Genomic DNA, 25,886 nt, shown 5'->3' with positions numbered 1-25,886 from the left:
GGCGCTGTCCGGCGTTCGAGTGGCCGGTCAGGGCGCCGATGTCGACCCCGGGGTGCGCCGTCAGCAGGCGCAGGAGTTCACCTCCCGCGTACCCGCTCGCTCCTGCCACGGCTGCTCGCACTGTCATAAACCCTCCTGGTATCGCGCCGCCCTGCACCGGCGTGCGTGCTACTTGCAGAATTCGGCGCTGAGGATGGCGAGCAGGTCGTCCGCCCTCCAGTCGCTGTTGTAGTTGAACGTGAGCTGGTGGCGGCCGTCGTCGGTGAGGGCGACCAGCGACAGCCAGCCGACGGTGCCGCCGTCGCGGTACCAGACGGTGGTGCCGCAGCCGAGCGTCAGCCGCTCCAGGCCGAGGCCGAAGGAGGAGATCGGGAAGTCCGGGTTGACGACGGTCGTCTTCATCGCCGCGAGCTGCGCCGGCGGCAGCAGCCGGCCGGTGACCAGCGCGGCGTAGAAGCGGTTCAGGTCGCTGGCGCTGGAGATGATGTCGCTGCCCCAGGTGTGCGAGCCGCTGATCTCGGTGACGTCGTCGATCCGGTCGGGCTGGGTCTGGAAGAACAGCTTCGAGTACGCGCGGCTGCTCGGCTGCGGCAGCGTGGTGGCGTTGCGCGGGTTCGAGGTGGCGTTCAGGCCGAGCGGCACGATGATCCGGCGGCGGATCTCGTCCTCGTACGGGCGGCCCGCGGCCTTCTCCAGGACCATCGCGGCGACGAGGTCGTTGGTGTTGGAGAACGCGTGGCGGGCGCCGGGCGCGAACGCCGGGGCGTGGGAGAGGGCGACCTGGAGGCGCTTCTCCTTCGGCATGGTCTCGAAGCGGTGCTGGAGGTAGCCGTCGCCCAGGACGTACGTGGAGACGTAGTCGCCGTCGGCGAAGTAGTCGTACAGGCCGCTGGTGTGGTTGAGCAGCTGGCGTACGGTGATCGCCTTGCCGTCGTTGCCGTTTCCGGTCACCACGCCGGGCAGGAAGCGCTCGATCTTGTCGTCGAGCGTCAGCTTCTTCTCGGCCTCCATCTGCAGGAGGGCCGTGGCGACGAAGGTGCTGGTGATGTGGCCGACGCGGAAGCGGTCGTTCTTGCCGCGGGGGGTGCCCGTGGTGCGGTCGGCGACGCCGGCGGCCGTCTTCCAGACCCCGTCGTTGTCCCGCGCCTCGGCGGTGATGCCGGGGATGCCGGCTGCGACGGCCGCGTCGATGGCGCTCTGGGTCGCGGTGTGGTCGCCCACCGGGAGGGTGGTGGCGTGCGCGGGGGCCGTCAGGGCGGTGGCTGCGAGCGCGGCCGCCGCCAGTCCGACGAGGCCGGTGCGCTTTCTGTTCCGTATGGTCATGGATCCGCTCCTGACGGGTCGTCTGTGCTGTGGCTGTGGTCGTACGGGCGTCCCGGCGGGCCCGTGGGCCCGGCCGGGCGGGGTCGGAGCCGCCCGGGCTCCGTGCGCGTGCCCGGCGGGCGGGACGCGGAAGGTCAGGGTGCTGCTGCGGGCACCGGCCGTCGGCCGGGTTCCGGCTCGGGGCCGAGGGCGGTCCGCCGGGTCTCCAGTTCGTCGGCGAAGCGCAGCCAGTGGTCGGCGCAGCGGCGTGCGGCCTGGGCGAGGGTGTCCGCACGGTGGCCGGGCACGCTCCGCGCGAGCCGGCGCCAGGTGGTCTCGTCGCCGAGCGCGTGGACGCTCAGCAGGTGCAGCAGGGTCCGGCCGGCGTCGGTGCGCAGGGACGGGTCCTTGCCCATGGTCGGCAGCAGCCGGCCGAGGGCGGCCGCGGTGGGGCGCGGCGCCGGCCGGCCGACGGGCTGCCGGCCGGGCGGGACGGGGTCCCTGCCCTGGCGGATGCGGTCGCGCACGTCCTTGGCGGTGGCCGTGGCGATGCCCGCCTGTTCGGCGATCTCCCGGAGCGAGGCCCCGGGGTTGGCGGCGATGACCCGGCTGGCCCGCAGCCGCCCTTCGGCGGCGTGCAGGGGCCGGACCCGGCCGTCGCGGCCGACCCGGGCCGCCGCCGGCTGCTCGGTGCGGCCGGCCGCGCGGCGCCGGATGGCGGCGACGGTGGTGGCGGAGAGCCCCGCGTCGGCGGCGATCCGGCGGTCCGACCAGTGCGGGCGGTCCCGCAGCATCCGCTGCGCAGCGACCGTCCGGTCGGCCTGCGACAGGGCGTTTTCGGTGTCGTCGTCCACGTACGGCTCCCCTCCATGGCCGTCTCGGACCGCGGTAGGAAAAGTACCTTCCCGACGGTTCATTTGCGCCAATCAGGCGGCCGGAATTGCATGCACAAGACGCATGTAGAAACACGCGGTACATGACGGCCCGGAATGTGCCCGCAGCCGCACCCAGGGGGACGCGGGCGCGGCTGCGGGAGTTCCACCGCCACACGGATCGGTTTCACGGAAAGAGAAGCCCTGGGGGCTCCTCGGGTTTCCAGTGAGAAATACATACCGAATTCCGGACGGTGTCCAGCATGTCCGCCGCATGCGCCGCAGCGGCGGGTGTCCCGTCGGCGGGACACGGCAGGCGTTCGCGTGCGGCGTTCGAACGGGGCTCCGCCGCCGCTCCAGAGCGCACGGCGAGAGTTCTGGCCGGTCGAATACACCCTTCTCCTGGAGGCATGATGGCGCGTCAGGCCGGTCTCACCGCGGGGCCGCAGGCCAGCCCGGCAACCGATCTCCCGCAGCCCTCCGTCCGGCCGCCGCGCACGGCGGGCGCCGGACCGCGCCGGGAGCAGGTGCTGACGACCAAGGTGGGCCTGCAGATGCCGACCGGGATGGCGTACGACGAGTGGGAGCGGGCCGGGCGGCAGCTCGCCGGCGTCCTCGACTCGTCCTGCTGGTGGCTGGGCGACTGGCTGCGCTTCGGCAAGGACCACTACACCGACCGGTACCAGCGCGGGATCCGCGCGGTCGGTCTCTCGTACCAGACCCTGCGCAACTACGCGTGGGTGGCGCGGCGGTTCGACATCACGCGGCGCCGGTCCGGCCTGAGCTTCCAGCACCACGCCGAGCTGGCCTCGATGCCGGTCCCCGAGCAGGACCTGTGGCTGGACCGGGCGGAGCAGCGCCAGTGGACGACCAAGCAGCTGCGCAGTGCGCTGCGGGCCGCCCGGCAGGGCGACCGGCCGCAGCCGGCTGCCGACCCGAACCGGCTGCTCCAGCTGCCGGGCAGCCGGCTGCAGTGGTGGCACAAGGCCGCGGAGCAGGCGGGCGTGGACTTCGAGCAGTGGGTGACGGCCGCGCTGGACAGTGCGGCCGCGAGCGCCCTGGAGGAGCTGTCGGCGGTGCCGGCCGGGCGCGGCCCCGCGGGGGCCGCGCCGCCCGAGGGCCCCGCGGACCTGCCGGTGGCCATCGGCGCCTGAACGGCCGGCGCCGTGGCCCCCGGTGCGTCACGGCAGCCGGCTCATCAGCCCCGCGGTCTCGCGCTTGTACGTGCAGGCGCTCTCGCCGAACGACTCGCGGACCCGCTCGCGCACCTCGCACGGCTGCTCCTGGCTGAGCTTGAACATGCCCTCGGCGCCGGTGACCTTGAACCGGAACGCGCCGACCGCGGGCACGATCTTGCGGAAGTAGTCCAGCGACTCGGTCATGTCCCAGCCGTTGCCGAACGCGCCCTCGAAGGCGCGGACGGTGGACTGCACCACGCCGAGGGTCTCCTCGATCGTGTCGATCTTCTCGATGACGCCCCGGACGTGCACCGACGTGAAGTTCCACGTCGGTGCGGCCGGGGTCTTCGCGTAGACCGTCGGCGAGACGTACGAGTGCGGGCCGGTGAAGGTGAGCAGCAGGACCTGGCCGTCCTCCAGCGCGGACCAGTGCGGGTTGGCGCGGTTCATGTGCCCGAGGAGCGTGGCGCCCGGCAGCTCGCCGGTCCAGTCGGCGGAGGTCTCGGGGTCGAATATGACCGGCAGATGCGTGGCGAACGGGCCGTCCTCCGGGGTTCCGTTGGCCACGGCGAGCGCCAGTGGATTACCCCGGATCAAGTCCACCATCCACGAACTGTCCGGCTCGCGGTAAAAGCTCGGCACGAACATCCGGAAACACCCTTTCGACGATTGGTTCTGGGCATTCTGGTGCCCAGGAAATGACTGATCGCATCGCTCCGGACACCGGACACACCCACGCCGTCGACGGCGCAACGCGGAGATTCTTGAAATCAGCGCCGACCATACATCCGTCCCGTCGACGGGACAATCTTTTCAGCTGTCGAACACGTCCACCGGGCCTCGAACGGCCCTCATGCAGTTCTCTAGTGGCTTTGTTGCACTCTTCGAAAGACGACTGAGAACGGTCTTCTCGGGCCACGAGCCGAGTTCCAGACGAAAGCGGGGAAAAATTTCCATGGGCATTACGGGTAGGCGCAGCCAGGAGATCTACGACGTGGTCGGAATCGGGTTCGGCCCGTCCAACATGGCCCTCGCGATCGCCTTGGAAGAGCACGGGGCGAGCACTCCGGAGAACCCGCTCAAGTCCCACTTCTTCGAGCGGCAGCCCTCCTTCGGATGGCACCGGAACATGCTGCTGCCGTCGACCACCATGCAGATTTCGTTCCTCAAGGACCTGGCGACCTTCAGGAACCCGGTCTCCCGGTACAGCTTCGTCTCGTACCTGCACGCCTCGGACCGGCTGCCGCAGTTCGTGAACAACCACGACTTCTTCCCGACCCGGCAGGAATTCCACCAGTACCTGGAGTGGGCGGCCGCCGGCCTGGCGCACCAGGTCACCTACGGCACCGACGTGCTGTCGATCCGGCCGGTGACCGAGCCGGGCGCCACGACCGCCGACCTCCTGGAGGTCGAGGTGCGCGAGAGCGACGGCACCACGAGCGTGGTGACCGCGCGCAACGTGGCCATCTCCACCGGCCTGGTGCCGAAGCTGCCGGACGGCGTGCTGTCCGACGAGCGGGTCTGGCACAGCTCGCAGTTCCTCGGCAAGTACAACGCCCTGGACCCGGCGGGCCTGAAGGACGTGATGGTGGTGGGCGCCGGCCAGAGCGCCGCCGAGATCACCCGGTTCTTCCACGACTCGCTGCCGCAGGCGCAGGTCTCGGCGGTCATCCCGTCGTACGGCTACACCGTCGCGGACGACACCCCGTTCGCGAACCAGGTGTTCGACCCGGCGGCGGTGGACGAGTACTACTACGGCACCGAGCAGGGCCGGGACGCGTTCTGGCGCTACCACCGCAACACCAACTACTCGGTGGTCGACGGCGACGTCATCCGCGACCTGTACCGCCGTACGTACGACGAGCAGGTGCGCGACACCAAGCGGCTGCACTTCCGCAACCTGACCCGGGTCGAGCAGGTCACCCGGGACGGGGACAAGACGCGGGTGCTGCTGCGCTCGAAGCTGACCGGCCGTACGGAGGAGGTCGTCGTCGACGCGCTGGTCTTCGCGACCGGCTACGACGGCGTGGACCCGGCGCGCCTGCTCGGCGACTTCGACCGCCACTTCGAGCGGGACGCGGCCGGCCTGCACCGGATGGAGCGCGACTACCGCCTGGTCGGCTCCCCCGGCCTGACCTGCGGCGTGTACGTCCAGGGCGGCACCGAGCACAGCCACGGCCTGTCCTCGGCCCTGCTGTCGAACATCGCGGTGCGCAGCGGCGAGATCGCCGACTCCATCGTGCTGGGGCGCACCGGCCGGGAGCTGGCGCAGCCGGTCGCCGAGGCGGCCCGGGCCGCGTGATGCGGGACGCACGGACGGGGCCCCGGCGCTGTGGTCGACAGCACCGGGGCCCGGCCCGTTGGGGGGTGGCGGCGCCCCCGTCCCTCACGCGGCCAGCGGGCCGCGGACGCTCTGCGGCCGCAGGTCGGTCCAGCGCTCCTCCACGTACGTGAGGCAGTTGCCGCGGGTGTCCTCGCCGAAGACGACGCGCCAGCCGGCCGGCACCGCGGTGAACGACGGCCACAGCGAGTACTGCTGCTCGTCGTTGGCCACGACGTAGAACTGGCCGTCGAGGTTTTCAAAGGGGTTGCTGCTCATGAATCCACTCCCATTCGAGCCGTATGCGATCCGTATTCGAGCGGAAATCGACCCGCCATCCACCAGAGGATGAGCAAGGCGATACCGCCGGGCCAGATCATGACACCTTTCGGCAATACCGAGGAGGTGTACGGCGTCCCGCGCGCTCGATATGCGTGCCGTTTGTCCCGGTGACGGGACAGAGGTGCGTACGCGGGAATATCCGGGCGGGAAAGCAGCTGTTCGCCCGGGCGATAGGCGGAAATTCGACTTCCGTTTGTCCTCGTCCACGCGCGATGATTCCGGCACGAGCACAGAGCCCGGGCCCGGCAGGTTATTCACCCTGCCAAGGGCCTGCTGCGCAGCCAAGTGCTCTCGTGACGCGTTCAAGCGCCTTTCCACCGGCCGGCCGGGCCCCATGCCCCGTGGCCGGTTCCTCCAGTGAAGGAGTCGTGCCTGTGAGCTCCCACCACGCGCCCGGCGGCCCGGCGGCGCCGTCCCCAGGCGACGCCCTGCCCGGTCGGGACGGTCCGCAGGGCCGGACGGTCGTCATCAAGCTGGGCGGCCACGCCATGGTCGACGAGGACCTGACGGCGGCCTTCGCCCGTGACGTCGTCGCCCTGCACCGGGCCGGGCTGCGGCCCGTCGTGGTGCACGGCGGCGGCCCGCAGATCGATGCCGAGCTCGCGCGGCGCGGCCTGGAGCGCGAGTTCCGGGCCGGGCTGCGGGTGACTTCGCCGGCCGCCATGGAGGTGGTGCGGATGGTCCTCGCGGGGCGGGTGCAGCGGGAGCTGGTCGGGCTGATCAACCGGTCCGGGCCGCTGGCCGTCGGCATGACCGGGGAGGACGCGGACACGCTGGTGGCGGTGCGGCACGTGCCGCGGGTGGACGGCGAGCCGGTGGACGTGGGCCGGGTCGGGGACATCACCGCGGTGGACACCGGCGCCCTGGAGAGCCTGCTCGCGGACGGCCGGATCCCGGTGGTCTCGCCGGTGGCCCGCAGTGCCGAGGACGGCCAGGTCTACAACGTGAACGCGGACACCGCGGCGGCGGCGCTGGCGACCGCGCTGGGCGCGGACGCGCTGGTGGTGCTGACGGACGTGGCGGGGCTGTACGCGGACTGGCCGCACAGCGAGGAGGTCATCCCGCGCCTGACGGCCGTCGAACTGGAGGCGCTGCTCCCGGAGTTGAGCGACGGCATGGTGCCGAAGATGGCGGGCTGCCTGCGGGCGGTGCAGGGCGGGGTGGGCGAGGTGCGGGTGATCGACGGGCGGGTGCCGCACGCGGTGCTCGACGCGTTCACCGACGGCCGGGCCGGCACGGTGATCGTGCCGGGTCCGGCCGGACTGTCGCTGGTGCCGCCGTACGAGGAGCCGTGGGCGCCGGAGTCGGCGCACCCGGCCCCCGACGGGCTGATCCGGCTGCGGTTCGCCGACGCGCGGGAGCTGGCGCGGGCCGGGGCGGCGTTCGGCGCGGCGTCCGGTCCGGGGCTGGGGGACGCGTGGAGCGAGCCGGGCTCGCTGATCCTCCAGATCCCGGCCGACGCGAGCCCGGCGACGCTGCGGGCGGTGCTCGCCGTGCTGGACGCGGCCTCGGTCACGTCCGAGTCCGTCACGGTCCACACCAACGAGCTCGACGACCTCTTCGCCGCGCTGACGGGCGCCCCGTGACGGACTCCCGGCTCCACCGGGGGCGGTTCCGGCCCCGCCGGCGGTTGCGGCGCGGGGCCCGGGACGGAGCCCCGGTGCCCGGCGGAGCCGGGTCTGCCTCACTCCCCGGCCGTTGCCTCCGGCTTCGTGTAGAGGACCTCGCGCGCCTGCTCCGCAGCCCGCGTCATGCTCTCCGAGACGAAGTCCAGGAAGCGCGCGATGTTCTCCAGCCGCGCCCCCGCCGGCGTGCCGTGTCCCAGCACGCCCACTCCCTCCCGCGCCGTGGCGATCAACTGCTCGTTGGCCCGCGCGCTGGCCATCATCGCCTGGTACCAGACGTCGTCGTCGACGACGTACCGCTCGCGCCGCCGCTCGTCCCGCTCCCGCCGCACCAGTCCCTGCCCGTCGAGGAAGGCGATGGCCTTGGAGATGGACGCCGGGCTCACCTGCAGCCGCTTGACGAGCTCGGCGGCGGTCAGGCTGCCCGCATCGGTCGTGTAGAGGCAGACCATCACCCGCGCCATCATCTTCGGCATGCCGGACTGCATGAGCGCGGTCGTGAACGTCTCCTCGTACGCGAGCACCGCATCGGCGTCGCGCCCGTGCGCCTGCGGGGAGGCCTGCGGGTCCCGCGGCGCGGCCGGCTTGCGGCGGTGCGCGCGGTGTTCGGTGGCGCGGTGTGCGAGGTCGGCCCGGTACGCGGTGGGGCCGCCGTTGCGCATGACCTCGCGGGTGATCGTCGAGGTCGGACGGTCGAGGCGCCGGGCGATCTCCGCGTAGGCCAGGCCGTCGGCCAGTCCCAGCGCGATCTGCTGGCGTTCCTGCTGGGTGAGTCTGCCTCCCGGCATCGGGTTCTCCGCTCGTTCGTGTCCTGCAATGCCCCCACTATAGCGTTCACCTCCAGTCCATTGCAACGCAACCGCACAGGTGTGTTGCGTTAGCTCTGAGACTGTTGCAATGAATTAAAGGCTTTGACCTGCATAGATGCACTTTTGGCGCAACGCCAGTGTTGTCAGACCTTGGAAAGCAACGTAGCGTTTCCATCATCAGAAAGAGCGCGGGCCGGAATCGGCAAGCGCCCCGAACACAGGAGAAGACCATGCAGAAGTTCGACACCCCCGCCCCCGTCTCCGCCGTCCTCGACATCCCCTCCGCCCACATCCGCTTCATCGCCGCCGACCGCTCCGACACCACCGTCGAGGTCCTCCCGGCCAACCCCGCCAAGAACGCCGACCTCAAGGCCGTCAAGGACGTCACCGTCGCCTACGCCGACGGCGTCCTGCGCATCGAGGCCGGCCCCGCCCAGAACAAGTTCCTCGGCAGCTCCGGCACCGTCGAGATCACCGTCCAGCTGCCCGCCGGCTCCCGCGTGGAGGCCAAGGCCGCCGCGGGCGACTTCCGCGGCGTCGGGCGCCTCGGCGACGTCGCCTACGAGGGCTCCCAGGGCCCGGTCAAGCTCGACGAGGCCGCCGGCGCCCGCCTCGCCGTCCTCGACGGCGACATCACCATCGGACGCCTCGGCGGCCCGGCCGAGATCACCACCCAGCGCGGCAGCATCCAGATCTCCGAGGCCGTCCAGGGCGACGTCGTCCTCAGCACCCAGAAGGGCGACATCACCGTCGGCGCCGGCCGCGGCACCTCCGCCACCCTCGACGCCGGCACCAGCTACGGCCGCGTCAACAACTCCCTCAACAACACCGACGGCCCCGCCGCCGCCCTGAACATCCGCGCCACCACCTCGTACGGCGACATCACCGCCCGCAGCAACTGACCCGCACACCTCGAAGGAGCGCTCCTCATGACCAACCTGGCCATCGCGGCGAACGGGCTGCGCAAGTCGTACGGCGACAAGGTCGTGCTCGACGGTGTCGACCTGAACGTCCCGCAGGGAACGATCTTCTCCCTGCTCGGTCCGAACGGTGCCGGCAAGACCACCGCCGTCAAGATCCTCTCGACCCTGATCTCCGCCGACGCCGGCCAGGTCCACGTCGGCGGGCACGACCTCGCCGCCGACCCCCAGGCGGTCCGCGCCGCGATCGGCGTCACCGGCCAGTTCTCGGCCGTCGACGGTCTGATCACCGGCGAGGAGAACATGCTCCTGATGTGCGACCTGCACCACCTCTCCAAGGCGGAGGGCCGCCGGGTCACCGCCGAACTCCTGGAGCGCTTCGACCTGGTGGAGGCCTCGAAGAAGCCGGCCGCCAGCTACTCCGGCGGCATGAAGCGCCGCCTGGACATCGCCATGACGCTGGTGGGCGACCCGCGGATCATCTTCCTCGACGAGCCGACCACGGGCCTCGACCCGCGCTCCCGCCACAACATGTGGCAGATCATCCGCGAGCTGGTCACCGGCGGTGTCACCGTCTTCCTCACCACGCAGTACCTGGAGGAGGCCGACGAGCTCGCCGACCGGATCGCCGTCCTCAACAACGGCAGGATCGCCGCGGAGGGCACCGCCGAAGAGCTGAAGCGGCTGATCCCCGGCGGACACGTCCGGCTCCGCTTCTCCGACCCCGCCGCCTACCGCTCGGCCGCCGCCGCCCTGGCCGGTGCCGCGCAGGACGACGAGGCGCTGTCCCTGCAGCTGCCCAGCGACGGCAGCCAGCGCGACCTGCGCACGATCCTCGACCGGCTGGACGCCGCCGGCATCGAGGCGGACGAACTGACCGTCCACACCCCCGACCTCGACGACGTCTTCTTCGCCCTCACCGGCGCCACCACCGTGCCCGGCCAGAACAACGAGCCCAAGGAGGCCGTCCGATGAGCTCCCTCTCCCTCGCCCTGCGCGACTCCTCCACGATGCTCCGCCGGAACCTGCTGCACGCCCGGCGCTACCCGTCCCTCACGCTGAACCTGCTGATGACGCCGGTGATGCTGCTCCTGCTGTTCGTCTACATCTTCGGCGACGCGATGAGCGGCGGGATCGGCGGCGGCGACCGCTCCGACTACATCGCGTACATCGTGCCGGGCATCCTGCTGATGACCATCGGCAGCACGGTCGTCGGCGCCGCGGTCTCCGTGTCGACGGACATGTCCGAGGGCATCATCGCCCGGTTCCGCACGATGGCGATCCACCGGAGCTCGGTGCTGATCGGGCACGTGATCGGCAGCGTCATCCAGTCCATCGCCAGCGTGGTGCTGGTCGGTGCGGTCGGGGTGGCCATCGGATTCCGCTCGACCGACGCGTCCGTGCTGGAGTGGCTCGCGGCCTTCGGCCTGATCGCCCTCTACGCGCTGGCCCTGACCTGGATCGCGGTCGGCATGGGCATGGTGAGCCCGAACGCGGAGGCAGCCAGCAACTCGGCGATGCCGCTGATCCTGCTGCCGCTGATCTCCAGCGCGTTCACGCCGATCGACTCGATGCCGGGATGGTTCCAGCCGATCGCCGAGTACCAGCCCTTCACCCCCGCGATCGAGACCCTCCGGGGCCTGCTGCTCGGCACCGAGATCGGCCACAACGGCTGGCTCGCCGTCGCCTGGTCCCTGGCCCTGGCCTTCCTCGGCTACCGCTGGTCCACGGCCTCCTTCAAGCGCGAGCCCAAGTAGTCCCGAGTGAACGGGGCCCAGCCCCCCACCCGCCCCGAGGGCGGCGCACGCCGGAACCCCCGCCGGTGTACGCCGCCCTCGGCCTTTTCCGGGGCTCCGCCCCGGACCCCGGTCCTCAAACGCCGGACGGGCTGAAATGTGCCCCTGCCCTGCCTTCGGCCGCCCGCAGGGCCGGATACGGCGGGGCGAAATGAAGCCCCGCCGGCGATTGAGGCGCGGGGTGCGGGGCGGAGCCCCGGGTCTTTGAGCCCCGCCGGCGATTGAGGCGCCGGGGCTGGGGCGGAGCCTCCGTGCAGCTCCGTTCGAGCGGCGCTCCAGCCGCATCGGTGAGGGTCGGGGCGTACGTGGCCGGCAGGCGTGGGAGGTGGCGATGGGCGACAGGCAGACCGTACGGCTGCACTGCTTCGCACATGCAGGAGCAGGCGTGTCCTCGTTCTACCGGTGGGACAAGACCGCCGGCGACGGCGTCCGCACGACCCCCTGGCTGCTGCCCGGCCGCGACGACCGCCGCCGCGAAACCCGGCTGACCGGCCGCGACGAACTCCTCGGCGACCTCAAGCCGCTGTTCGAGCAGATCGCGGAGGACCCCGACACCCCGTACGTCCTCTACGGGCACAGCCTCGGCGCGACGATCGCCCTCACGGTCACCCAGACCGCCCGCGAGTGGGGCCTGCCGCTGCCCGCGCTGCTGGCCGTCGGCGCCAGCCCGCCGCCGGACGCCCCGGCCGTGTTCGCCGACTGCGCCGAGCTGCCGGAGGACGAACTCCTCGCCGTGCTCGGCCGGTACGACGCGCTGCCGCCGAAGGTGCGGCCCGGCGACGTCTGGTTCCGCTCCGTCTTCCCGGTGCTCCGCGCCGACCTGCGGCTCGCCCGCAACCTGCGGGCCGCCGCCACCGCACCCGGCGCCCCGGGCCCCGTCCCGGTGCCGGTGCTCGCGGTGGCCGGCCGGCAGGACCCGCTGGTCTCCGCCGAAGCCGCCGCCGCCTGGCAGCGCTGGACCACCGGCCCGTTCGCCCTGCGCCACGTACCCGGCGACCACTACTTCGTCCGGGGCGCCGAACTGCCCCGGATGCTCGGCCGGGCCGCCCGCATCGTGCAGCGCGGCCGCCGCCACGACCAGACAAGGCAGGGGACAGGGCGATGAGACGAGTCGTCATCACGGGCATCGGGGTCGTGGCCCCGGGCCGCCCGGGCACCAAGGAGTTCTGGTCGCTGCTGACCGACGGCCGCACGGCCACCGGCCCCATCACCCTCTTCGACGCCACCGGCTTCCGATCGAAGATCGCCGCCGAGGCGGACTTCGACCCGCTGGAGTCCGGGCTCACCGCCGAGCAGGCGCAGCGCCTCGACCGGGCCGCCCAGTTCGCCGTGGTCAGCGCCCGCGAAGCGGTCGCCGACAGCGGGCTGGCCGGCACGAACGACGCCACCCGCACCGGGGTCACCCTCGGCAGCGCCCTCGGCTGCACCACCCGCCTCGACGCCGAGTACGGGGCGGTCAGCGAGCAGGGCACCCGCACGCTCGTCGACCACACCAGGGCCGTACCCGAGCTGTACGACTACTTCGTGCCCAGCTCGATGGCGGCCGAAGTGGCCCGTACCGTCGGTGCCGCGGGGCCCGTCGCCCTGGTGTCGACCGGCTGCACGTCCGGGCTCGACGCGATCGGGCACGCCGTGGAGCTGGTCCGCGAGGGCAGCGCCGACGTGATGGTGACCGGTGCGGCCGAGGCCCCCATCACGGGGATCACCGTGGCCAGCTTCGACTCGATCCGCGCCACCTCGACCCGCAACGAGGACCCGGCGACCGCGTCCCGGCCCTTCGACAAGACCCGCAACGGGTTCGTCCTCGGCGAGGGTTCGGCCGTCCTCGTCATCGAGGAGTACGAGCACGCCCGCCGCCGCGGCGCGCACGTGTACGCCGAGATCTCCGGCTTCGCCTCGCGCAGCAACGCGTACCACATGACCGGTCTGCGGCCCGACGGCGCGGAGATGGCCGAGGCCATCACGGCCGCCCTCGACGAGGCGCAGCTGCTGCCCGAGCACGTCGACTACGTCAACGCGCACGGCTCCGGGACCAAGCAGAACGACAAGCACGAGACCGAGGCGTTCAAGCGGGCCCTGGGGCAGCGGGCGTACGAGATCCCGGTCAGCTCGATCAAGTCGATGATCGGGCACTCGCTGGGCGCGATCGGCGCCTTGGAGGTGGCCGCCTGCGCGCTCGCGATCGAGTACGACACGGTGCCGCCGACGGCGAACCTGCACGAGCCGGACCCGGCCTGCGACCTGGACTACACCCCGCTGACCGCCCGCCGGCAGCGCACCGACGCCGTGCTGACGGTCGGCAGCGGCTTCGGCGGCTTCCAGAGCGCGATGATCCTCAACGACCCGAACCTGAAGGCGGACCGATGAACACCGCTGTCGCCGTCGCGGACGCCCCGGCGGTCTCCCGTACCGCGGACCCCGTCGTCACCGGGATCGGGGTGGCCGCGCCCAACGGGCTGGGCACCGCTGCCTGGTGGACCGCCGTGCTGCGCGGCGAGTCGGGCATCCGGCCGGTCGGCCGGTTCGACGCGAGCGGCTACCCGGCGAAGCTCGCCGGCGAGGTGCCCGGGTTCGTCGACGCCGAGCACGTGTCCAGCCGGCTGCTGCCGCAGACGGACCGGGTGACCCGGCTGTCGCTGGCGGCGGCCAAGGAGGCGCTGGACGACGCCGGGGCCGACCCGGCGCAGCTGCCGGACTACGCCGCGGGCGTGGTGACGGCCAACTCGTTCGGCGGTTTCGACTTCGGTCAGCAGGAGCTCCAGGCGCTGTGGAGCAAGGGCGGCCAGCACGTCTCGGCGTACCAGTCGTTCGCCTGGTTCTACGCGGTCAACAGCGGCCAGATCTCCATCCGGCACGGGCTGCGCGGCGCCTCCGGCGTGATCGTCTCCGAGCAGGCGGGCGGTCTCGACGCGATGGCGCACGCCCGCCGGCAGCTGCGCAAGGGCGCCCGCCTGGTGGTCACCGGCGGTCTGGACTCGGCGCTGTGCCCGTGGGGCTGGGCGGCTTACCTGGCCGGCGGCGGGCTGACCGAGCGGGACGACCCGGCGCGCGCCTATCTGCCGTTCGACGAGGACGCGAGCGGTCACGTGGCCGGCGAGGGCGGTGCACTGCTGGTGCTGGAGAGCGCCGAGGAGGCGCGGCGGCGCGGCGCCCGGGTGTACGGCCGGCTGGCCGGGCACGCGGCCACGTTCGACGCGGACGGCACGTCCCGGCTGGGGGCGGCCGCCGAGCTGGCGCTCGCCGATGCGGGGGTGCGGCCCGACGAGGTCGACGTGGTGTTCGCCGACGCGGCGGGCGAGCGCGGCGCGGACCGGACGGAGGCGGCGGCGATCGCCGCACTGTTCGGCCCGCACGGGGTGCCCGTGACCGCGCCCAAGTCGATGACCGGGCGGCTCGCCGCCGGCGGTGCGTCGCTGGACGTGGCGGCGGCGCTGCTGGCGCTGCGCGACCAGGTGGTGCCGCCGACCACGGGCACGTCGGCGCCGGCCGCGGACTGCCCGCTGGACCTGGTGACCGGGGCGGCCCGGCCGGCCGGTGACCGGCCGCTGCGGACCGCGCTGGTGCTGGCCCGCGGCCACGGCGGTTTCAACTCGGCCGTCGTCGTCCGCGGCGCGGACGCCTGACCCACCCGTACGTCCCGTACATCCCCACCCACCCCACACACGGATCCACGCAGAACAGAGGGAGACCATGGACCGGCTGACACTCGACGACCTGAAGCGCATTCTCCGCGAGTGCGCGGGCGAGGACGAGGGCATCGACCTCGACGGCGACGTCCTCGACCTGAACTGGTTCGAGCTGGGCTACGACTCGCTGGCCATCCTGCAGACCACGGGCCTCATCGAGCGCGACTTCGACGTGATGCTCGACGAGGAGGCCCTCGACGACGCGGACACCCCGCGCCGCTACCTCGCGATGGTCAACGAGCTGCTGGCAGCCCGGACCGCGGCCTGAGCGTGGCGGAGGAGCTCGACACCGACGTCTGTGTCGTCGGCGCCGGACCGGCCGGGCTCGCCCTGTCGCTGATGATGCTGCGGTCCGGGTTCCGGGTGGCGCTCGTCGAGCGGTCTCCCGGGTTCCGCCGGGAGTTCCACGGGGAGCTGCTGCAGCCCGGCGGGCAGCGGGTCCTGGACGACCTCGGCGTCCTCACCGCGGCGGCGGCCCGCGGGGCGGCGAGCCTGCGGGGCGTGCAGGTCCTGGAGCGCGGGCAGGTGCTGCTCGACCTCGACTACGGTCGGCTGCCCGCCCCGTACGACCATCTGCTCGCCCTCCCGCAGGCCCATGTGCTCAAGGAGCTCCTGGCGGCCTGCCGGAGTCTGCCGGGGTTCGTCGCACTCGACGGGCACCGGATCGCCGCGCTCGTGGAGAAGCGCCCCGGCAGCCCCTGCCGGGGCGCCGTGCTGCACGGGCCCGGCCGGGTGCCGGTGACGGTGCGGGCCTCGGTGGTGGTCGGCGCCGACGGCCGGTTCTCCCGGACCCGGGCGCTCGCCGGCATCGACGCGGGGCGCTGCGGGTGCTTCCCGCACGAGGTGCTGTGGCTGTCGTTGCGGGCGCCGCGGCGGGCCGCCGGGCGGGTGCGGGTGCACCGCGGTCCGGAGGGCGTGGTGCTGGTCCACGACAGCCATCCGGACCGGGTCCGGCTGGCGTGGACGCTGCCGCAGGGCCGGACGGCCGCGGCGGCCGGCGGGCTGCGCCGGCTGCGGCGGGAGCTGGCCGGGATGCTGCCGGAGTTCGCCGATCTGCTGTACGCGCAGCTGGGTCCCGGGGACGCGCCGGTCGTGCTCGACGGGTCGGCCGCGCACGCCCGGGAGTGGGTGCGCGACGGGCTGGTGCTGCTGGGCGAGAGCGCGCACGCGCACGGCCCGGTGGGCGCCCAGGGCATCGGGCTGGCGTTGCAGGACGCGGCCGTGCTGCACCCCGTACTGGTGGCGGCGCTGCACGCGCAGGAGCCGACGGCGCAGCGCCTGGCGGCGTACCAGGAGCGGCGGGCGCCGGTGGCGTCGGCCGTGCACCGGATGCAGGCCGTGCAGGTGCGCGCGGTGTTCGGCGACGGTCCGCGGCCCGCCGGCGCGCTGCTGCGGGCGCGCGCCACGGGGCTGGCGGTCCGCACCCCGTTCGGCGCCCGGCTGACCCGGCGGATCGCCCACGGGCACGACCCGGCCGGGGTCCGCACCGACCTGTTCACCGTGCTGCCCGCGCACCGGGGCCGGCGCCACTGAGCGAGGCCCCGGTGCACGCGGGCGGGGCCCGCACCCGGCCCTCAGGCGAGGTCGTCGCGGGTGACGAGGCGGTAGGAGACCTGCCAGCCGTCGGGGGTGCGCTGGACGATGTCCTCCATGACGCAGACCCGGAACACCCTGGGTTCGCCGCCGCGCGGCGTCAGGTACACGATGGCGTAGCTGCGGGTGCTCAGGGAGCCGTCCGGCAGTTCCACGATGTCGAGCATGCCCAGCCAGTGCCGCATCTGCTCGCCGCCGGCGGCGTGCAGTTCCCTGTTGCGCCGGACGTTGGCGGCGAGGCCGGGGCGGCCGACGACCGGCGCGGGCAGCGTCGGCACGTCGAAGACGGCGGACTCGGTGAACGTGGCCGCCCAGTCGTCGGCCCGGAACGAGTCGAAGAGCTGCATCTGGCGGGAGTAGAACTGCTGCACCTCCGCGTACAGCAGGCCGAACTCGCGCCCGTGGCGCGGCTGGGGGATCGCCTCGGCGGCGTACGTCGCGGTCATGGCGGGACTCCGTTCCCTCGGTTTGGCCCCAGCTTCTGCGGTGGAGATCGAGCACCCTTCGAGGACTCCTCAAGCGCACCTGCCGAGGCTGGGGTTCCGCCGCAGCCGCGGCCGCCCCTTCGGGAGCCAGGAGGAGAGCACCATGCCGAGACTCGTGTATCCGGAACTCCCGCTGGACGGCCTGCTGCGCCGGGCGGCCGTCCGCGACCCGGCGGGCCGGGCCGTCCGGACGGTGAACCGGGCCGGCACCAAGAGCACCGTGACGTTCGCCGAACTCGACGGCCAGGCCGACCGGATCGCCTCGTACCTGGAGCAGACCTGCGGCCGGCGCGGCGCGCGGATCGGCGTGGCGAACGTCCTCGACCCGGCGTTCGCGGCCGCCTACTACGGCACCGTGCGCAGCGGGAACACGATCGTGCTGGTCAACCCGCTGATCAAGGAGGCGGGGCTGTTCCATGTGCTGCGGACGGCGGCGGTGGAGGTGGCGTTCGTCCCGACGGCCACCGCCGAGCTGCTGATCAAGCTGGGCGACCGGCTGCCGGACCTGCGTTCGGTGGTGGTGACGGACGCGCCCGACGGGATCGTCCCCGGTGACGCCGTGCCGCTGGCGGTGGCGCTGGAGTCGGCGCCGGAGCGGTCGTCCCTGCCCGGGCCGGTGGACCTCGACGGCGATGCGTGCATCCAGTTCACGACCGGCACCACGGGCCGTCCCAAGGCCGTCCGGCTGACCCACCGCAACCTGGTGGCGAACGCCGCGCAGACCGCCGCCGCGCACGACCTCGGCAGCGACTCGGTGACCGTCAACCACCTGCCGCTCTACCACACGATGCACCTCAACTCGGGTGTGTTCGCGGGCGCCTGCCAGGTGCTGTGCACCGACCCGGACCCCGTCGCCTCGGTGGCCGTCGCAGCCCGCGAGGAGGCCACCCACTACTACGGGCTGCCGGCCCGGCTGCACGTGCTGGCCCGGGACGAGCGGCTCACCGGCGAGTTCCCGGCCGGCCGGCGGCTGACGGCCGTGCTGTCCGGCGGCACCGCGCTGTCGCCGACGGCGGCGCAGGCGCTGCGCGCCGCGCTGGGCGTGCCGGTGATCCAGGGCTACGGGCTGGCGGAGCTGTCGCCGCTGTCGCACTGCCAGGACCGGCACCGCCCGAAGTCGGGCTCGGTGGGCCGGGCCGTGCCGGGCACCGAGTGCCGGATCGTGCGGCTGGGCACCGGCGTCCCGCTCGACGTGTACTCGACGGGCGAGGTGCAGGTCCGCGGGCCGCAGGTGATGGCCGGCTACCTCGACGAGAGCGTGCCCTCGCCGGTCGACGCGGACGGCTGGTTCGCGACCGGCGACGTCGGCTACCTCAACGAGGACCGCGAGCTGTTCCTGGTGGACCGGCTCGGCGACGTCTTCAAGTACGACAACGAACTCGTCTCGCCGACCGCCGTCGAGCGGGTCGTCGGGACCGATCCGCACGTCGCCGAGTGCATCGTGGCGGGCTGGCCCGACCCGGTGCACGGCGAGGTGGTGTGGGCGGGGATCGTGCTGCGCGACCCGGACGCCCCCGGCCTCCTCGACACCGTCGACGCGGTCGTGGAGCGCGCCAACGCGAGCCTGAGCTGGTTCGAGCAGATCCGCCGCGTGGAGGTCATCGACGCGGTGCCGCGCAACCACGTCGGCAAGCCGGAGCGGCGCGCGCTGCGGCAGACCCTGCGCGGCCGGGCTGCCGCGGAGGCGGCGGCGTGACACCCGGCCCCCGCAGGTCCGGGCGCCCGTCCGGCGTGCCCCGTCCGTCCCGCCCGTCCGTACCGCAGGGCCCGAGTGCCCTGCGCATCCCGTACCGCCGTACCACCGAAGGAGCGACCACAGTGGCGACGAACGCCCCCGCATCCCGCCCGGCCGGATCCCCCCGGGTGCTCGTGGTCGGGGCGGGCCCCGTGGGCCTGACCGCCGCCCACGAACTGGCCCGCCGCGGCCTCGCCGTCCGTCTCGTCGACGGCGCCGCCGGACCGGCCCCCACCAGTCGTGCAGTGGCCGTGCACCCGCGGACGCTGGAGACGTTCGACCAGATGGGCGTGGTGGACGGGGTGCTCGCCCGGGGCCGCCGGAACCAGGCGTTCACGATGTTCGCGCGGGGCCGCCGGCTGGTGCGGCTGGAGGCGGACTACCGCTCGATGCCCACCCGGTACCCGTTCACCGTGATCGTCGGCCAGACGGAGACCGAGGAGGTGCTCCGGGATGCGGTGGCCCGGCTCGGCGTGAGTGTCGAGTGGGGTGTCCGGCTGACCTCGCTGGAGCAGGACCGGGACACCGTCCGGACCCGGCTGGAGCACGCCGACGGCACCACCGAGGAGTACGAGGTGCCCTGGCTGGTCGGCTGCGACGGCGGCCACAGCACGGTCCGCAAGCAGCTCGGGCTGCCGCTGCTCGGCGAGTCCAGCGAGACCTGGGCACTGGCCGACGCGGCCGTCTCCCTCGACCTGCCGCCGGACACCATCTACTGGGCGCACACCGGCAGTCAGGCCATGATGATGGTGCCGTACCAGCGGGAGGGCTACTGGCGGCTGCTGGACACCGCGCCCGCCGGCCGTGACGAGACGCCGGCCGAGGCGGCGCGGCGGTTCTCGGAGAAGCTCAGCACCGGACTGGGCCGCCCGGTGGAGGTCGGCGAGCCCGACTGGACGTCCGTGTTCACCTTCCAGCAGCGGATGGTGCCGCGCATGCACGACGGCCGCTGCTTCGTCGCGGGCGACGCCGCGCACGTGCACAGCCCGGCCTCCGGCCAGGGCATGAACACCGGCATCCAGGAGGCGTACAACCTCGGCTGGAAGCTCGCGATGGCCGCGCACGGGCAGGCCGGTCCGGAGCTGCTCGCCACCTACGGCGAGGAGCGCGTCCCGATCGGGAAGAAGCTGCTGGGCTCGGTGCGGAAGGCCACGTTCCTGGTGCAGTTCAAGGCGGCGATGGCCGGCGTCGGGCTGCCCGTCGCGTTCACGTTCGTACGGAACGTCGGGCCGCTGCGCCGGAAGATCCAGCGGAAGGTGCTCGGCGGCATGTCCGGGCTGCTGCTGTCGTACCCGGAGAGCTCGCTGACCACCGCGGACCCGCTGATCCCGGTGCCCGCGGGCACCCGGGCCGCGGCGGCCGCCGCCCGGCATCCGGACGACCCGGGCGCCGAGGCGCTGCGCGCCGAACTCCGCGATCCCCGCTGGTCCCTGGTGTGGGCGGCGGGCGGCCCGGACGCGGCGGGCCGGGTCGCGGCGGCCGCGGCGGCCGTGCACGGGGCCTGGCTGTCGGTGCGCACGGTGCACACGGGCGGCGGCACCGGACCCGGCCCGCTGGCCGACCCCGAGGGGCTGCTCACCGCGTCGCTGGGGCTGGCCCCGGGCGGCTGGCTGCTGATCCGTCCCGACGGCTACGTGGCCTCCGGCGGCGCGGAGCTGACCCGCGACGCGCTGGCGAAGGCGCTGGCGCCGCTGGGTCCCGGCGCGGTGCTGCCGGACGTGATCCGGGAGGCGGTGGCGGCGGTCCGGGAGGGCACTGCTCCGGTACGGGTCCTCGACCGGCCTTCCAGTGCGTCTCCAGAGCTCCGCGACACGGTGGAGGCCTCAGCACGGGTTCTGGAGGGGCACCGATGACAGCACGGACAGCACAGCAGGAACGGCCGGAGGGCGCGGCGAAGCCGGTGGCCCTGGTCACGGGCGGCACCAGCGGCATCGGTCTGGCGGTCGTCCGAGACCTCGCCGGGCGCGGGTACCGGGTGTTCCTGTGCGCGCGGACCGCGGAGGCCGTGAAGGCGACCGTCGAGGAGCTGCGCGCCGAGGGCCTGGACGTCGACGGCACCGCCGCCGACGTCCGCTCGAAGGAGGACGTGCAGGCCCTGGTGGCGGCCGCGGTGGCCGCGTTCGGCCCGGTGTCGGTGCTGGTCAACAACGCCGGCCGGAGCGGCGGCGGTCCGACCGCCGACCTCAGCGACGAGGTCTGGTACGACGTCATCGACACCAATCTGAACAGCGTGTTCCTGCTGACGCGGGAGGTGCTGAAGAACGGCGGCCTGGCCGGCGCGCCGGGCGGCCGCATCATCAACATCGCGTCCACGGCGGGCAAGCAGGGCGTCCTGCTGGGCGCCCCGTACTCGGCGTCGAAGCACGCCGTCGTCGGGTTCACCAAGGCCCTCGGCAAGGAGCTGGCGCCGACCGGCGTCACCGTCAACGCGGTGTGCCCGGGGTACGTGGAGACGCCGATGGCGCAGCGCGTGCGGGCCGGCTACGCGGCGGCGTGGAACACCACGACCGACGCCGTGCAGGAGCAGTTCGAGGCGAAGATCCCGCTGGGGCGGTACGCGACTCCCGAGGAGGTGGCGGCCATGGTCGGCTACCTGACGACGGACCTCGCCGCGTCCGTGACCGCGCAGGCGCTGAACGTCTGCGGCGGACTGGGGAACTTCTGATGGCGGCCGAGCGGGTGCACCGTACCGTGCACGAGACCGAGGTGGCCGCCCCCGCGGGCGTCGTCTACGGCATGCTGGCGGACGCCGTCCAGTGGCCGCTGTACTTCCCGCCGAACGTGCACGTCGAGCGGCTGTCGTTCGACGGCGAGCAGGAGCGGCTGCGGATGTGGGCGACGGCCAACGGCCGCATCAAGTCGTGGACCTCGCGCCGGGTGCTGGACGCGTCGGCGCGGCGCATCGAGTTCCGGCAGGAGATCCCGGCGGCCCCGCTGTCGTCGATGACCGGCACCTGGATCGTCGAGCCGCTGGCCGCGGACCGGTCGAAGCTGGTGCTGCTGCACGACTTCTCCGTCGCGGACGACCGCGCCGAGGACGTCGCGTGGGTGGAGCGCGCCACCGACACCAACAGCAGGTCCGAGCTGGGCAACCTGGCGGCGCTGGGCGAGCAGTGGGGCCGGCTCGACGACCTGGTGATGTCCTTCGAGGACACCGTGCACGTGGACGCCCCGCCGGAGCTGGTCTACGAGTTCCTGGAGCGGGCGGACCAGTGGCCGGAGCTGCTGCCGCACGTGGCGCGGCTGGACCTCACGGAGGAGCTGCCCGGCGTCCAGGTGATGGCGATGGACACGCTCACCGCGGACGGCTCCGCGCACACGACGGAGTCGGTGCGGGTGTGCTTCCCGGCGGCCGGCCGCATCGTCTACAAGCAGACGCGCACCCCGGCGCTGATGTCGGCGCACACCGGCGTGTGGACCGTGAAGGGCGGCGCGTACGGCTCGACCGTCACCTCGAAGCACAGCGTGGTGCTGCGCGAGGAGGCGGTGGCGAGGGTGCTGGGCCCCGACGCGGACCTCGCGGCGGCCCGCCGGTACGTGCGCGAGGCGCTGGGCCGCAACAGCACGGCGACGATGACGTACGCCAAGGAGCACGCGGAGTCGGCGCTCGCGCGCTGACGAGGCTCCGGGCCGTGCCTGCGGCCCGCGGCTCCAGGCCGTCTCGAGCGGGACTCGGGCGGTTGCGGACAGACTCTGTAGCAAAAGGTGAGGGAGGGTGGCGATGTCGGTCCAGCAGGTGCACCGGACGTCCTGTGCCGTGGAGGTGAACGCGCCCGCCGGCGTGGTCTACGCGCTGATCGCGGACACGACGAAGTGGCCGCTCCTGCTCCCGACGAGCGTCCACGTCGAGAGGCTCGACTTCGACGGCCGCCGGGACCGGTTCCACACGTGGGTCCGGGCGGACGGCGGCGGTGTCCGGTCCTGGTTCTCGAACCGGACTCTCGACGCACCGGGGCTGCGGGTCGACTTCCGGCAGGAAGGCCCCGCAGCGCCGGTCGCGGAGCTGGCCGGCAGCTGGATCGTGGAGCCGCTGGGCGCCGGGCGGTCCCGGCTGGCGCTGTTCCAGGAGTTCACGGTGGCCGGCGGCCGGGCCGCGGACGCCGCACGGGTCCGGCAGGCCGCCGAGGCCGAGGGCCGGGCCGGGCTGGACGCGCTGAAGGCGGCCGCGGAACGCTGGCCGCGGTTCGACGGGCTGCTGCTGTCCTTCGAGGACTCGGTGCGCGTGAACGGGCCGGCCGACCTGGTGTACCAGTTCCTGTACGACGTCGGGGACTGGCAGGACCGGGTGCCGCACGTGGTCCGCGCCGACGTCGTCGAGACCGCGCCGGGCGTCCAGCTGCTGGCGATGGACTCCCTGACGGCGGACGGTGCCGTGCACACCACGGAGTCGGTCCGGGTCTGCTTCCCGGCCGCCGGCCGGATCGTCTACAAGCAGACCGCCACGCCGGCGCTGATGGCCGCCCACACCGGCGAGTGGTCCCTGATCCCCGACGAGACGGGCGTCACCGCCGTCTCCCAGCACACCGTCCTCCTGCGCGAGGAGGCCGTCGAACGCATCCTGGGTCCCGGCGCCGACCTGACCACGGCCCGCCGCCACGTCCGCGAGGCCCTGGGCCGCAACAGCACGGCCACCCTCGGTCTGGCCAAGCGGTACGCGGAGACGGCGATCCGGACCCTGGCCGCGTAGGCCGTCGCCGGCGGATCCGCCGGGCCGTCCGGGCGGGCTGCCCGACGGGTCCTCCGGCGGGGCTCCGGCGCCGTGTCAGAGCCGTGTCAGCGTTCCGTGGGCGCCGGTCCGATACTCGTCCCCTTTGAAGTGTGACGCCACCCCGGCGTGACGCCGAGACGAGGAGGAGCGGATGAGCGCAGCCATGACCGTGGTCATCGCACCCGGTTCTGCTCCGGCGCTCGACCTGCGCGGACCGCTCGACGAGGACTCCCTGGCGGCGGCCCTCGCCGCCCTGCCGCCGGGCACGCCCACCCTCCGCCGCCACACGGCGAACCACCACACCCTCCATCTCCCGCTCGACCACGCGGCGGGCCTGGTCGCCGACCTCCTGACGGCCCCGGCCCCGTGCCCGCAGCCGCCGGCCTCCGCCCGCGGCGCGGCGCCGGCCGCCCCGGTGGCCGAGGCCGCGGAAGCGGCGCCCGCGCCCGGCGCCGCTCAGGCCGCCGCGGCCGCCGCGGCCGCTCCCGGCCTGCCCGCGAGCCCCCGGCAGCGCGAGGTGCTGCTCGACGTGCTGACCGGCCGTCCCGGGGACGGGCTGCACGTGGAGCAGCTGCACTGGCGTTGGTACGGGCCGCTGGACACCGAACGCTTCGAGGCGGCCTGGGAGGCCGTGTTCGCACAGGAGCCCGTGCTGCGGGCCGCGTTCGCCGACCGCGCCCGCTCCGGCGCCGACGCCGACGCCGCGACGGCGGCCGGCACCGCGCCGCAGGTGGCCGTACACCGCCAGGCCTCGCCGCAGGTCGTCCGGCATCCGCACGGTTCCGCCGAGTGGCACTCGCTTCTGGTCGGCGAGCGGCTGCGCGCCTTCGACCTGCACCGGCCCGGCCTGCTGCGCATCGCGCTGCTCGACGAGCAACCCGGCCCCGCCGGCCCGACCCGCGTGCTGCTGACGTACCACCACGCCATGCTCGACGGCTGGAGCGTGCGGCTGCTGCTGCGCGCGTTCTACCGGGCGTACCTGGCCGGCCGGGCCACCGGCGGCGAACGCCGTCCCGACCTGCGCGACCACCTGCGCTGGGTGGCCGGCCGGGACCTGACCGCGCCGCGCGCGTTCTGGGCCGTCGCCGCACCGCCGGCCGGCGCCCGTACGCTGCCCGCCCCCGCCGCCGGTCGCGGCACGGCCCGCCGCGGCCACGGGCTGGCCCGCAAACGGCTGACCCCGCACGAGGCCGTCCGGCTGCGGCACTGGGCCGCCGGGCTCGGCGCCACCGAGAGCACCGCCCTGCACGCGGCCTGGTCGCTGCTGCTGTACCGGGCCGGGGGCAACGGGCCGGCGCCGGCGTCCGTGGCGTTCGGCACGACCGTCTCCGGCCGCGGCATCGCGATGGAGGGCGCGGCCGGGATCCCGGCACCGCTGCGCAACGCGCTTCCGCTGCACGTCGTCGTCGACCCCGCGGCCCCGGTGGAGCGCCTGCTGGGCGACCTGCGGGACCGGTCGCTGGGCGCGGCCGCGTACGAGTGGGTGTCGGCGGGCCAGGTCCGCCGGTGGAGCGGCCGGGCCGAGTCCGCGGAGCTCACGGACTCGCTGGTGTCGTTCGACGCCCCGGCGCCGGTGCCGGACGGCCGGGACCCGCTGTGGAGCGAACTCGGCGCGGAGGGCGTCCGCGTGGACCTGCCGCAGGCGGTGGGGCCGTACACGCCGCAGCCGATCGTCATCAGCGCGCACCACGACGCGGAGGGCGCCCTGCTGCTGACCGCCGTCAACGACCGGGCCCGCATCACGGACCCGGAGGCGTCCGCCGCCCTCGTCCGCACAGCCCAGCTGCTGCGCGACTTCCCGGTCCTCGTCGACAACACCACCCGCGTCTCGGAGGTCCTGCAGACGCTGCCGCCGGCCGTGTGGCCGTCGGCCGCGGACGCGGACGTGTCCGCGGACGACGACGTGTACGCGGACGACGACGGGCCGTTCCCGGCCGCGCCGGAGGAGGAGGGGCTGCGCACGCTGCGGCCGGCCGCGCGGGCGGGGGCCGGGACGGTGCTGCTCGTGCCGCCGCCCGGCGTGCCCGAGGGCTGTTACGACGCGCTCGCCGAGGTGTACCGGGGTCCCGAGGCGGTCGCCACGGTCGTCTCCCCGGCCGATGCCGCGGCCTGCCTGGCCGCGGCCCGCCCGCTGCTCGAAGCCGGTGAGCCGCTGCTGCTGGGCTGCTTCTCCGGGGGCGGCAGCGTCGCGTACGAGGTGGCGCAGCGGATCGCCGCGCACGGCTGGGTCCCGCCGCTCGTCGCGATCGCCGGCACGGCCGACGGCCGCCCCGCGTCGACCCGAGCCCTCTCCCGCACCCTCACCGCAGCCCCCCGCAGGGCACCTTCCAGCCCCGCCGGCGTTTGAGGCGCGGGGGTCCGGGGGCGGAGCCCCCGAAACCGCGCTGCGCCCACCCCCCGCCGCGCACCTTCCAGCCCCGCCACGCACCTCCCAGCCCCGCCGGCGTTTGAGGCGCAGGGGGAACGGGGGCGGAGGCCCCGCACCGTCGAGGATCCGGCACGACTACAGGCGGCC

At 73.8% G+C, this 25,886-nt stretch carries 22 protein-coding genes and 2 pseudogenes; 17 read left to right on the top strand and 7 right to left on the bottom strand.

Annotated elements, in window-relative coordinates:
* The 3 genes and pseudogenes from LG634_RS12940 to LG634_RS12930 all read right to left on the bottom strand — a co-directional run.
* Positions 1 to 127: pseudogene (locus LG634_RS12940) on the bottom strand (N-acetyl-gamma-glutamyl-phosphate reductase); the annotation flags it as partial.
* A 41-nt stretch (positions 128 to 168) separates the two neighbouring features.
* Complete coding sequence (locus LG634_RS12935; protein WP_226733906.1) at positions 169 to 1,323, bottom strand: serine hydrolase domain-containing protein; 1,155 nt, start codon at positions 1,321 to 1,323, stop codon at positions 169 to 171.
* Positions 1,324 to 1,457: 134 nt separating this feature from the next.
* Positions 1,458 to 2,156, bottom strand: coding sequence for a hypothetical protein (locus LG634_RS12930; protein ID WP_226733905.1), 699 nt, complete (start codon positions 2,154 to 2,156; stop codon positions 1,458 to 1,460).
* A 428-nt stretch (positions 2,157 to 2,584) separates the two neighbouring features.
* Here LG634_RS12930 and LG634_RS12925 point away from each other — a divergent pair, with 428 nt between their 5' ends.
* Positions 2,585 to 3,328 (top strand): LmbU family transcriptional regulator, encoded by a 744-nt coding sequence (locus tag LG634_RS12925; RefSeq protein ID WP_226733904.1) that lies wholly within the window; start codon positions 2,585 to 2,587, stop codon positions 3,326 to 3,328.
* Between the two features lie 27 nt (positions 3,329 to 3,355).
* On the opposite strand, the gene LG634_RS12920 is transcribed toward LG634_RS12925, so the two are convergent.
* Complete coding sequence (locus LG634_RS12920; protein ID WP_226733903.1) at positions 3,356 to 4,000, bottom strand: FMN-binding negative transcriptional regulator; 645 nt, start codon at positions 3,998 to 4,000, stop codon at positions 3,356 to 3,358.
* Between the two features lie 307 nt (positions 4,001 to 4,307).
* Here LG634_RS12920 and LG634_RS12915 point away from each other — a divergent pair, with 307 nt between their 5' ends.
* A complete protein-coding gene (locus tag LG634_RS12915) occupies positions 4,308 to 5,654 on the top strand; it encodes a lysine N(6)-hydroxylase/L-ornithine N(5)-oxygenase family protein (protein ID WP_226733902.1) in 1,347 nt (448 codons plus the stop codon).
* Positions 5,655 to 5,738: 84 nt separating this feature from the next.
* On the opposite strand, the gene LG634_RS12910 is transcribed toward LG634_RS12915, so the two are convergent.
* The gene (locus LG634_RS12910; RefSeq protein ID WP_226733901.1) at positions 5,739 to 5,951 is read right to left on the bottom strand and encodes an MbtH family protein; all 213 of its coding nucleotides are present in this window, start codon (positions 5,949 to 5,951) and stop codon (positions 5,739 to 5,741) included.
* Positions 5,952 to 6,388: 437 nt separating this feature from the next.
* Between LG634_RS12910 and argB the strand changes: the two are divergent.
* Positions 6,389 to 7,264: pseudogene (argB, locus tag LG634_RS12905) on the top strand (acetylglutamate kinase); the annotation flags it as partial.
* Between the two features lie 434 nt (positions 7,265 to 7,698).
* Here argB and LG634_RS12900 read toward each other — a convergent pair.
* Entirely contained in the window at positions 7,699 to 8,427 is a 729-nt protein-coding gene (locus LG634_RS12900) for a GbsR/MarR family transcriptional regulator (RefSeq protein WP_226733900.1), read from the bottom strand.
* Between the two features lie 251 nt (positions 8,428 to 8,678).
* Here LG634_RS12900 and LG634_RS12895 point away from each other — a divergent pair, with 251 nt between their 5' ends.
* From LG634_RS12895 to LG634_RS12860, 8 genes are all read left to right on the top strand, one after another.
* The gene (locus LG634_RS12895; protein WP_226733899.1) at positions 8,679 to 9,350 is read left to right on the top strand and encodes a DUF4097 family beta strand repeat-containing protein; all 672 of its coding nucleotides are present in this window, start codon (positions 8,679 to 8,681) and stop codon (positions 9,348 to 9,350) included.
* Positions 9,351 to 9,377: 27 nt separating this feature from the next.
* A complete protein-coding gene (locus LG634_RS12890) occupies positions 9,378 to 10,343 on the top strand; it encodes an ATP-binding cassette domain-containing protein (RefSeq protein WP_226733898.1) in 966 nt (321 codons plus the stop codon).
* Complete coding sequence (locus tag LG634_RS12885) at positions 10,340 to 11,125, top strand: ABC transporter permease (protein ID WP_226733897.1); 786 nt, start codon at positions 10,340 to 10,342, stop codon at positions 11,123 to 11,125. The genes LG634_RS12890 and LG634_RS12885 overlap by 4 nt, the downstream gene beginning before the upstream one ends.
* A 370-nt stretch (positions 11,126 to 11,495) precedes the next feature.
* Positions 11,496 to 12,269: a thioesterase II family protein gene (locus LG634_RS12880; protein WP_226733896.1), complete on the top strand. Its 774-nt coding sequence runs from the start codon at positions 11,496 to 11,498 to the stop codon at positions 12,267 to 12,269.
* Positions 12,266 to 13,531: a beta-ketoacyl-[acyl-carrier-protein] synthase family protein gene (locus LG634_RS12875; protein ID WP_226733895.1), complete on the top strand. Its 1,266-nt coding sequence runs from the start codon at positions 12,266 to 12,268 to the stop codon at positions 13,529 to 13,531. Before LG634_RS12880 ends, LG634_RS12875 begins: the two co-directional genes overlap by 4 nt.
* A complete protein-coding gene (locus LG634_RS12870) occupies positions 13,528 to 14,787 on the top strand; it encodes a ketosynthase chain-length factor (RefSeq protein WP_226733894.1) in 1,260 nt (419 codons plus the stop codon). Before LG634_RS12875 ends, LG634_RS12870 begins: the two co-directional genes overlap by 4 nt.
* Before the next feature lie 67 nt (positions 14,788 to 14,854).
* Positions 14,855 to 15,118 (top strand): acyl carrier protein, encoded by a 264-nt coding sequence (locus LG634_RS12865; RefSeq protein ID WP_226733893.1) that lies wholly within the window; start codon positions 14,855 to 14,857, stop codon positions 15,116 to 15,118.
* 2 nt (positions 15,119 to 15,120) lie between these two features.
* Positions 15,121 to 16,383: an FAD-dependent monooxygenase gene (locus tag LG634_RS12860; protein ID WP_226733892.1), complete on the top strand. Its 1,263-nt coding sequence runs from the start codon at positions 15,121 to 15,123 to the stop codon at positions 16,381 to 16,383.
* A 41-nt stretch (positions 16,384 to 16,424) separates the two neighbouring features.
* Here the strand turns inward: LG634_RS12860 and LG634_RS12855 are convergent, their stop codons facing one another.
* Positions 16,425 to 16,889: a nuclear transport factor 2 family protein gene (locus LG634_RS12855; RefSeq protein WP_226733891.1), complete on the bottom strand. Its 465-nt coding sequence runs from the start codon at positions 16,887 to 16,889 to the stop codon at positions 16,425 to 16,427.
* A 142-nt stretch (positions 16,890 to 17,031) separates the two neighbouring features.
* On the opposite strand from LG634_RS12855, the gene LG634_RS12850 reads away from it, so the two are divergent.
* The 6 genes from LG634_RS12850 to LG634_RS12825 all read left to right on the top strand — a co-directional run bounded on the left by LG634_RS12850 (position 17,032) and on the right by LG634_RS12825 (position 25,718).
* The gene (locus LG634_RS12850; protein WP_226733890.1) at positions 17,032 to 18,624 is read left to right on the top strand and encodes a class I adenylate-forming enzyme family protein; all 1,593 of its coding nucleotides are present in this window, start codon (positions 17,032 to 17,034) and stop codon (positions 18,622 to 18,624) included.
* 122 nt (positions 18,625 to 18,746) lie between these two features.
* Entirely contained in the window at positions 18,747 to 20,516 is a 1,770-nt protein-coding gene (locus tag LG634_RS12845; protein WP_226733889.1) for an FAD-dependent oxidoreductase, read from the top strand.
* Complete coding sequence (locus tag LG634_RS12840) at positions 20,513 to 21,328, top strand: SDR family NAD(P)-dependent oxidoreductase (RefSeq protein WP_226733888.1); 816 nt, start codon at positions 20,513 to 20,515, stop codon at positions 21,326 to 21,328. The genes LG634_RS12845 and LG634_RS12840 overlap by 4 nt, the downstream gene beginning before the upstream one ends.
* Positions 21,328 to 22,281: an aromatase/cyclase gene (locus tag LG634_RS12835; protein ID WP_226733887.1), complete on the top strand. Its 954-nt coding sequence runs from the start codon at positions 21,328 to 21,330 to the stop codon at positions 22,279 to 22,281. Before LG634_RS12840 ends, LG634_RS12835 begins: the two co-directional genes overlap by 1 nt.
* Before the next feature lie 103 nt (positions 22,282 to 22,384).
* Positions 22,385 to 23,350 carry an aromatase/cyclase gene (locus LG634_RS12830; protein WP_226733886.1) on the top strand — a complete coding sequence of 322 codons (966 nt, stop codon included), beginning with the start codon at positions 22,385 to 22,387 and terminating at the stop codon, positions 23,348 to 23,350.
* Positions 23,351 to 23,522: 172 nt separating this feature from the next.
* Positions 23,523 to 25,718 (top strand): condensation domain-containing protein, encoded by a 2,196-nt coding sequence (locus LG634_RS12825; RefSeq protein ID WP_226733885.1) that lies wholly within the window; start codon positions 23,523 to 23,525, stop codon positions 25,716 to 25,718.
* The last annotated feature ends 168 nt before the right edge of the window (positions 25,719 to 25,886 follow it).

This window comes from Streptomyces bambusae (assembly GCF_020532645.1).
Lineage (GTDB): Bacteria > Actinomycetota > Actinomycetes > Streptomycetales > Streptomycetaceae > Streptomyces > Streptomyces bambusae.
Note: the sequence above shows the minus strand (reverse complement) of the source record. Positions and strands in the feature narration are given on the sequence as shown.

Bases quoted from the DNA above. Each gene is read 5' to 3' on its own strand.
- LG634_RS12935 (WP_226733906.1), bottom strand. From the start codon at position 1,323: ATGACCATACGGAACAGAAAGCGCACCGGCCTCGTCGGACTGGCGGCG.
- LG634_RS12925 (WP_226733904.1), top strand. From the start codon at position 2,585: ATGATGGCGCGTCAGGCCGGTCTCACCGCGGGGCCGCAGGCCAGCCCG.
- LG634_RS12920 (WP_226733903.1), bottom strand. From the start codon at position 4,000: ATGTTCGTGCCGAGCTTTTACCGCGAGCCGGACAGTTCGTGGATGGTG.
- LG634_RS12915 (WP_226733902.1), top strand. From the start codon at position 4,308: ATGGGCATTACGGGTAGGCGCAGCCAGGAGATCTACGACGTGGTCGGA.
- LG634_RS12910 (WP_226733901.1), bottom strand. From the start codon at position 5,951: ATGAGCAGCAACCCCTTTGAAAACCTCGACGGCCAGTTCTACGTCGTG.
- LG634_RS12900 (WP_226733900.1), bottom strand. From the start codon at position 8,427: ATGCCGGGAGGCAGACTCACCCAGCAGGAACGCCAGCAGATCGCGCTG.
- LG634_RS12895 (WP_226733899.1), top strand. From the start codon at position 8,679: ATGCAGAAGTTCGACACCCCCGCCCCCGTCTCCGCCGTCCTCGACATC.
- LG634_RS12890 (WP_226733898.1), top strand. From the start codon at position 9,378: ATGACCAACCTGGCCATCGCGGCGAACGGGCTGCGCAAGTCGTACGGC.
- LG634_RS12885 (WP_226733897.1), top strand. From the start codon at position 10,340: ATGAGCTCCCTCTCCCTCGCCCTGCGCGACTCCTCCACGATGCTCCGC.
- LG634_RS12880 (WP_226733896.1), top strand. From the start codon at position 11,496: ATGGGCGACAGGCAGACCGTACGGCTGCACTGCTTCGCACATGCAGGA.
- LG634_RS12875 (WP_226733895.1), top strand. From the start codon at position 12,266: ATGAGACGAGTCGTCATCACGGGCATCGGGGTCGTGGCCCCGGGCCGC.
- LG634_RS12870 (WP_226733894.1), top strand. From the start codon at position 13,528: ATGAACACCGCTGTCGCCGTCGCGGACGCCCCGGCGGTCTCCCGTACC.
- LG634_RS12865 (WP_226733893.1), top strand. From the start codon at position 14,855: ATGGACCGGCTGACACTCGACGACCTGAAGCGCATTCTCCGCGAGTGC.
- LG634_RS12855 (WP_226733891.1), bottom strand. From the start codon at position 16,889: ATGACCGCGACGTACGCCGCCGAGGCGATCCCCCAGCCGCGCCACGGG.
- LG634_RS12850 (WP_226733890.1), top strand. From the start codon at position 17,032: ATGCCGAGACTCGTGTATCCGGAACTCCCGCTGGACGGCCTGCTGCGC.
- LG634_RS12840 (WP_226733888.1), top strand. From the start codon at position 20,513: ATGACAGCACGGACAGCACAGCAGGAACGGCCGGAGGGCGCGGCGAAG.
- LG634_RS12835 (WP_226733887.1), top strand. From the start codon at position 21,328: ATGGCGGCCGAGCGGGTGCACCGTACCGTGCACGAGACCGAGGTGGCC.
- LG634_RS12830 (WP_226733886.1), top strand. From the start codon at position 22,385: ATGTCGGTCCAGCAGGTGCACCGGACGTCCTGTGCCGTGGAGGTGAAC.
- LG634_RS12825 (WP_226733885.1), top strand. From the start codon at position 23,523: ATGAGCGCAGCCATGACCGTGGTCATCGCACCCGGTTCTGCTCCGGCG.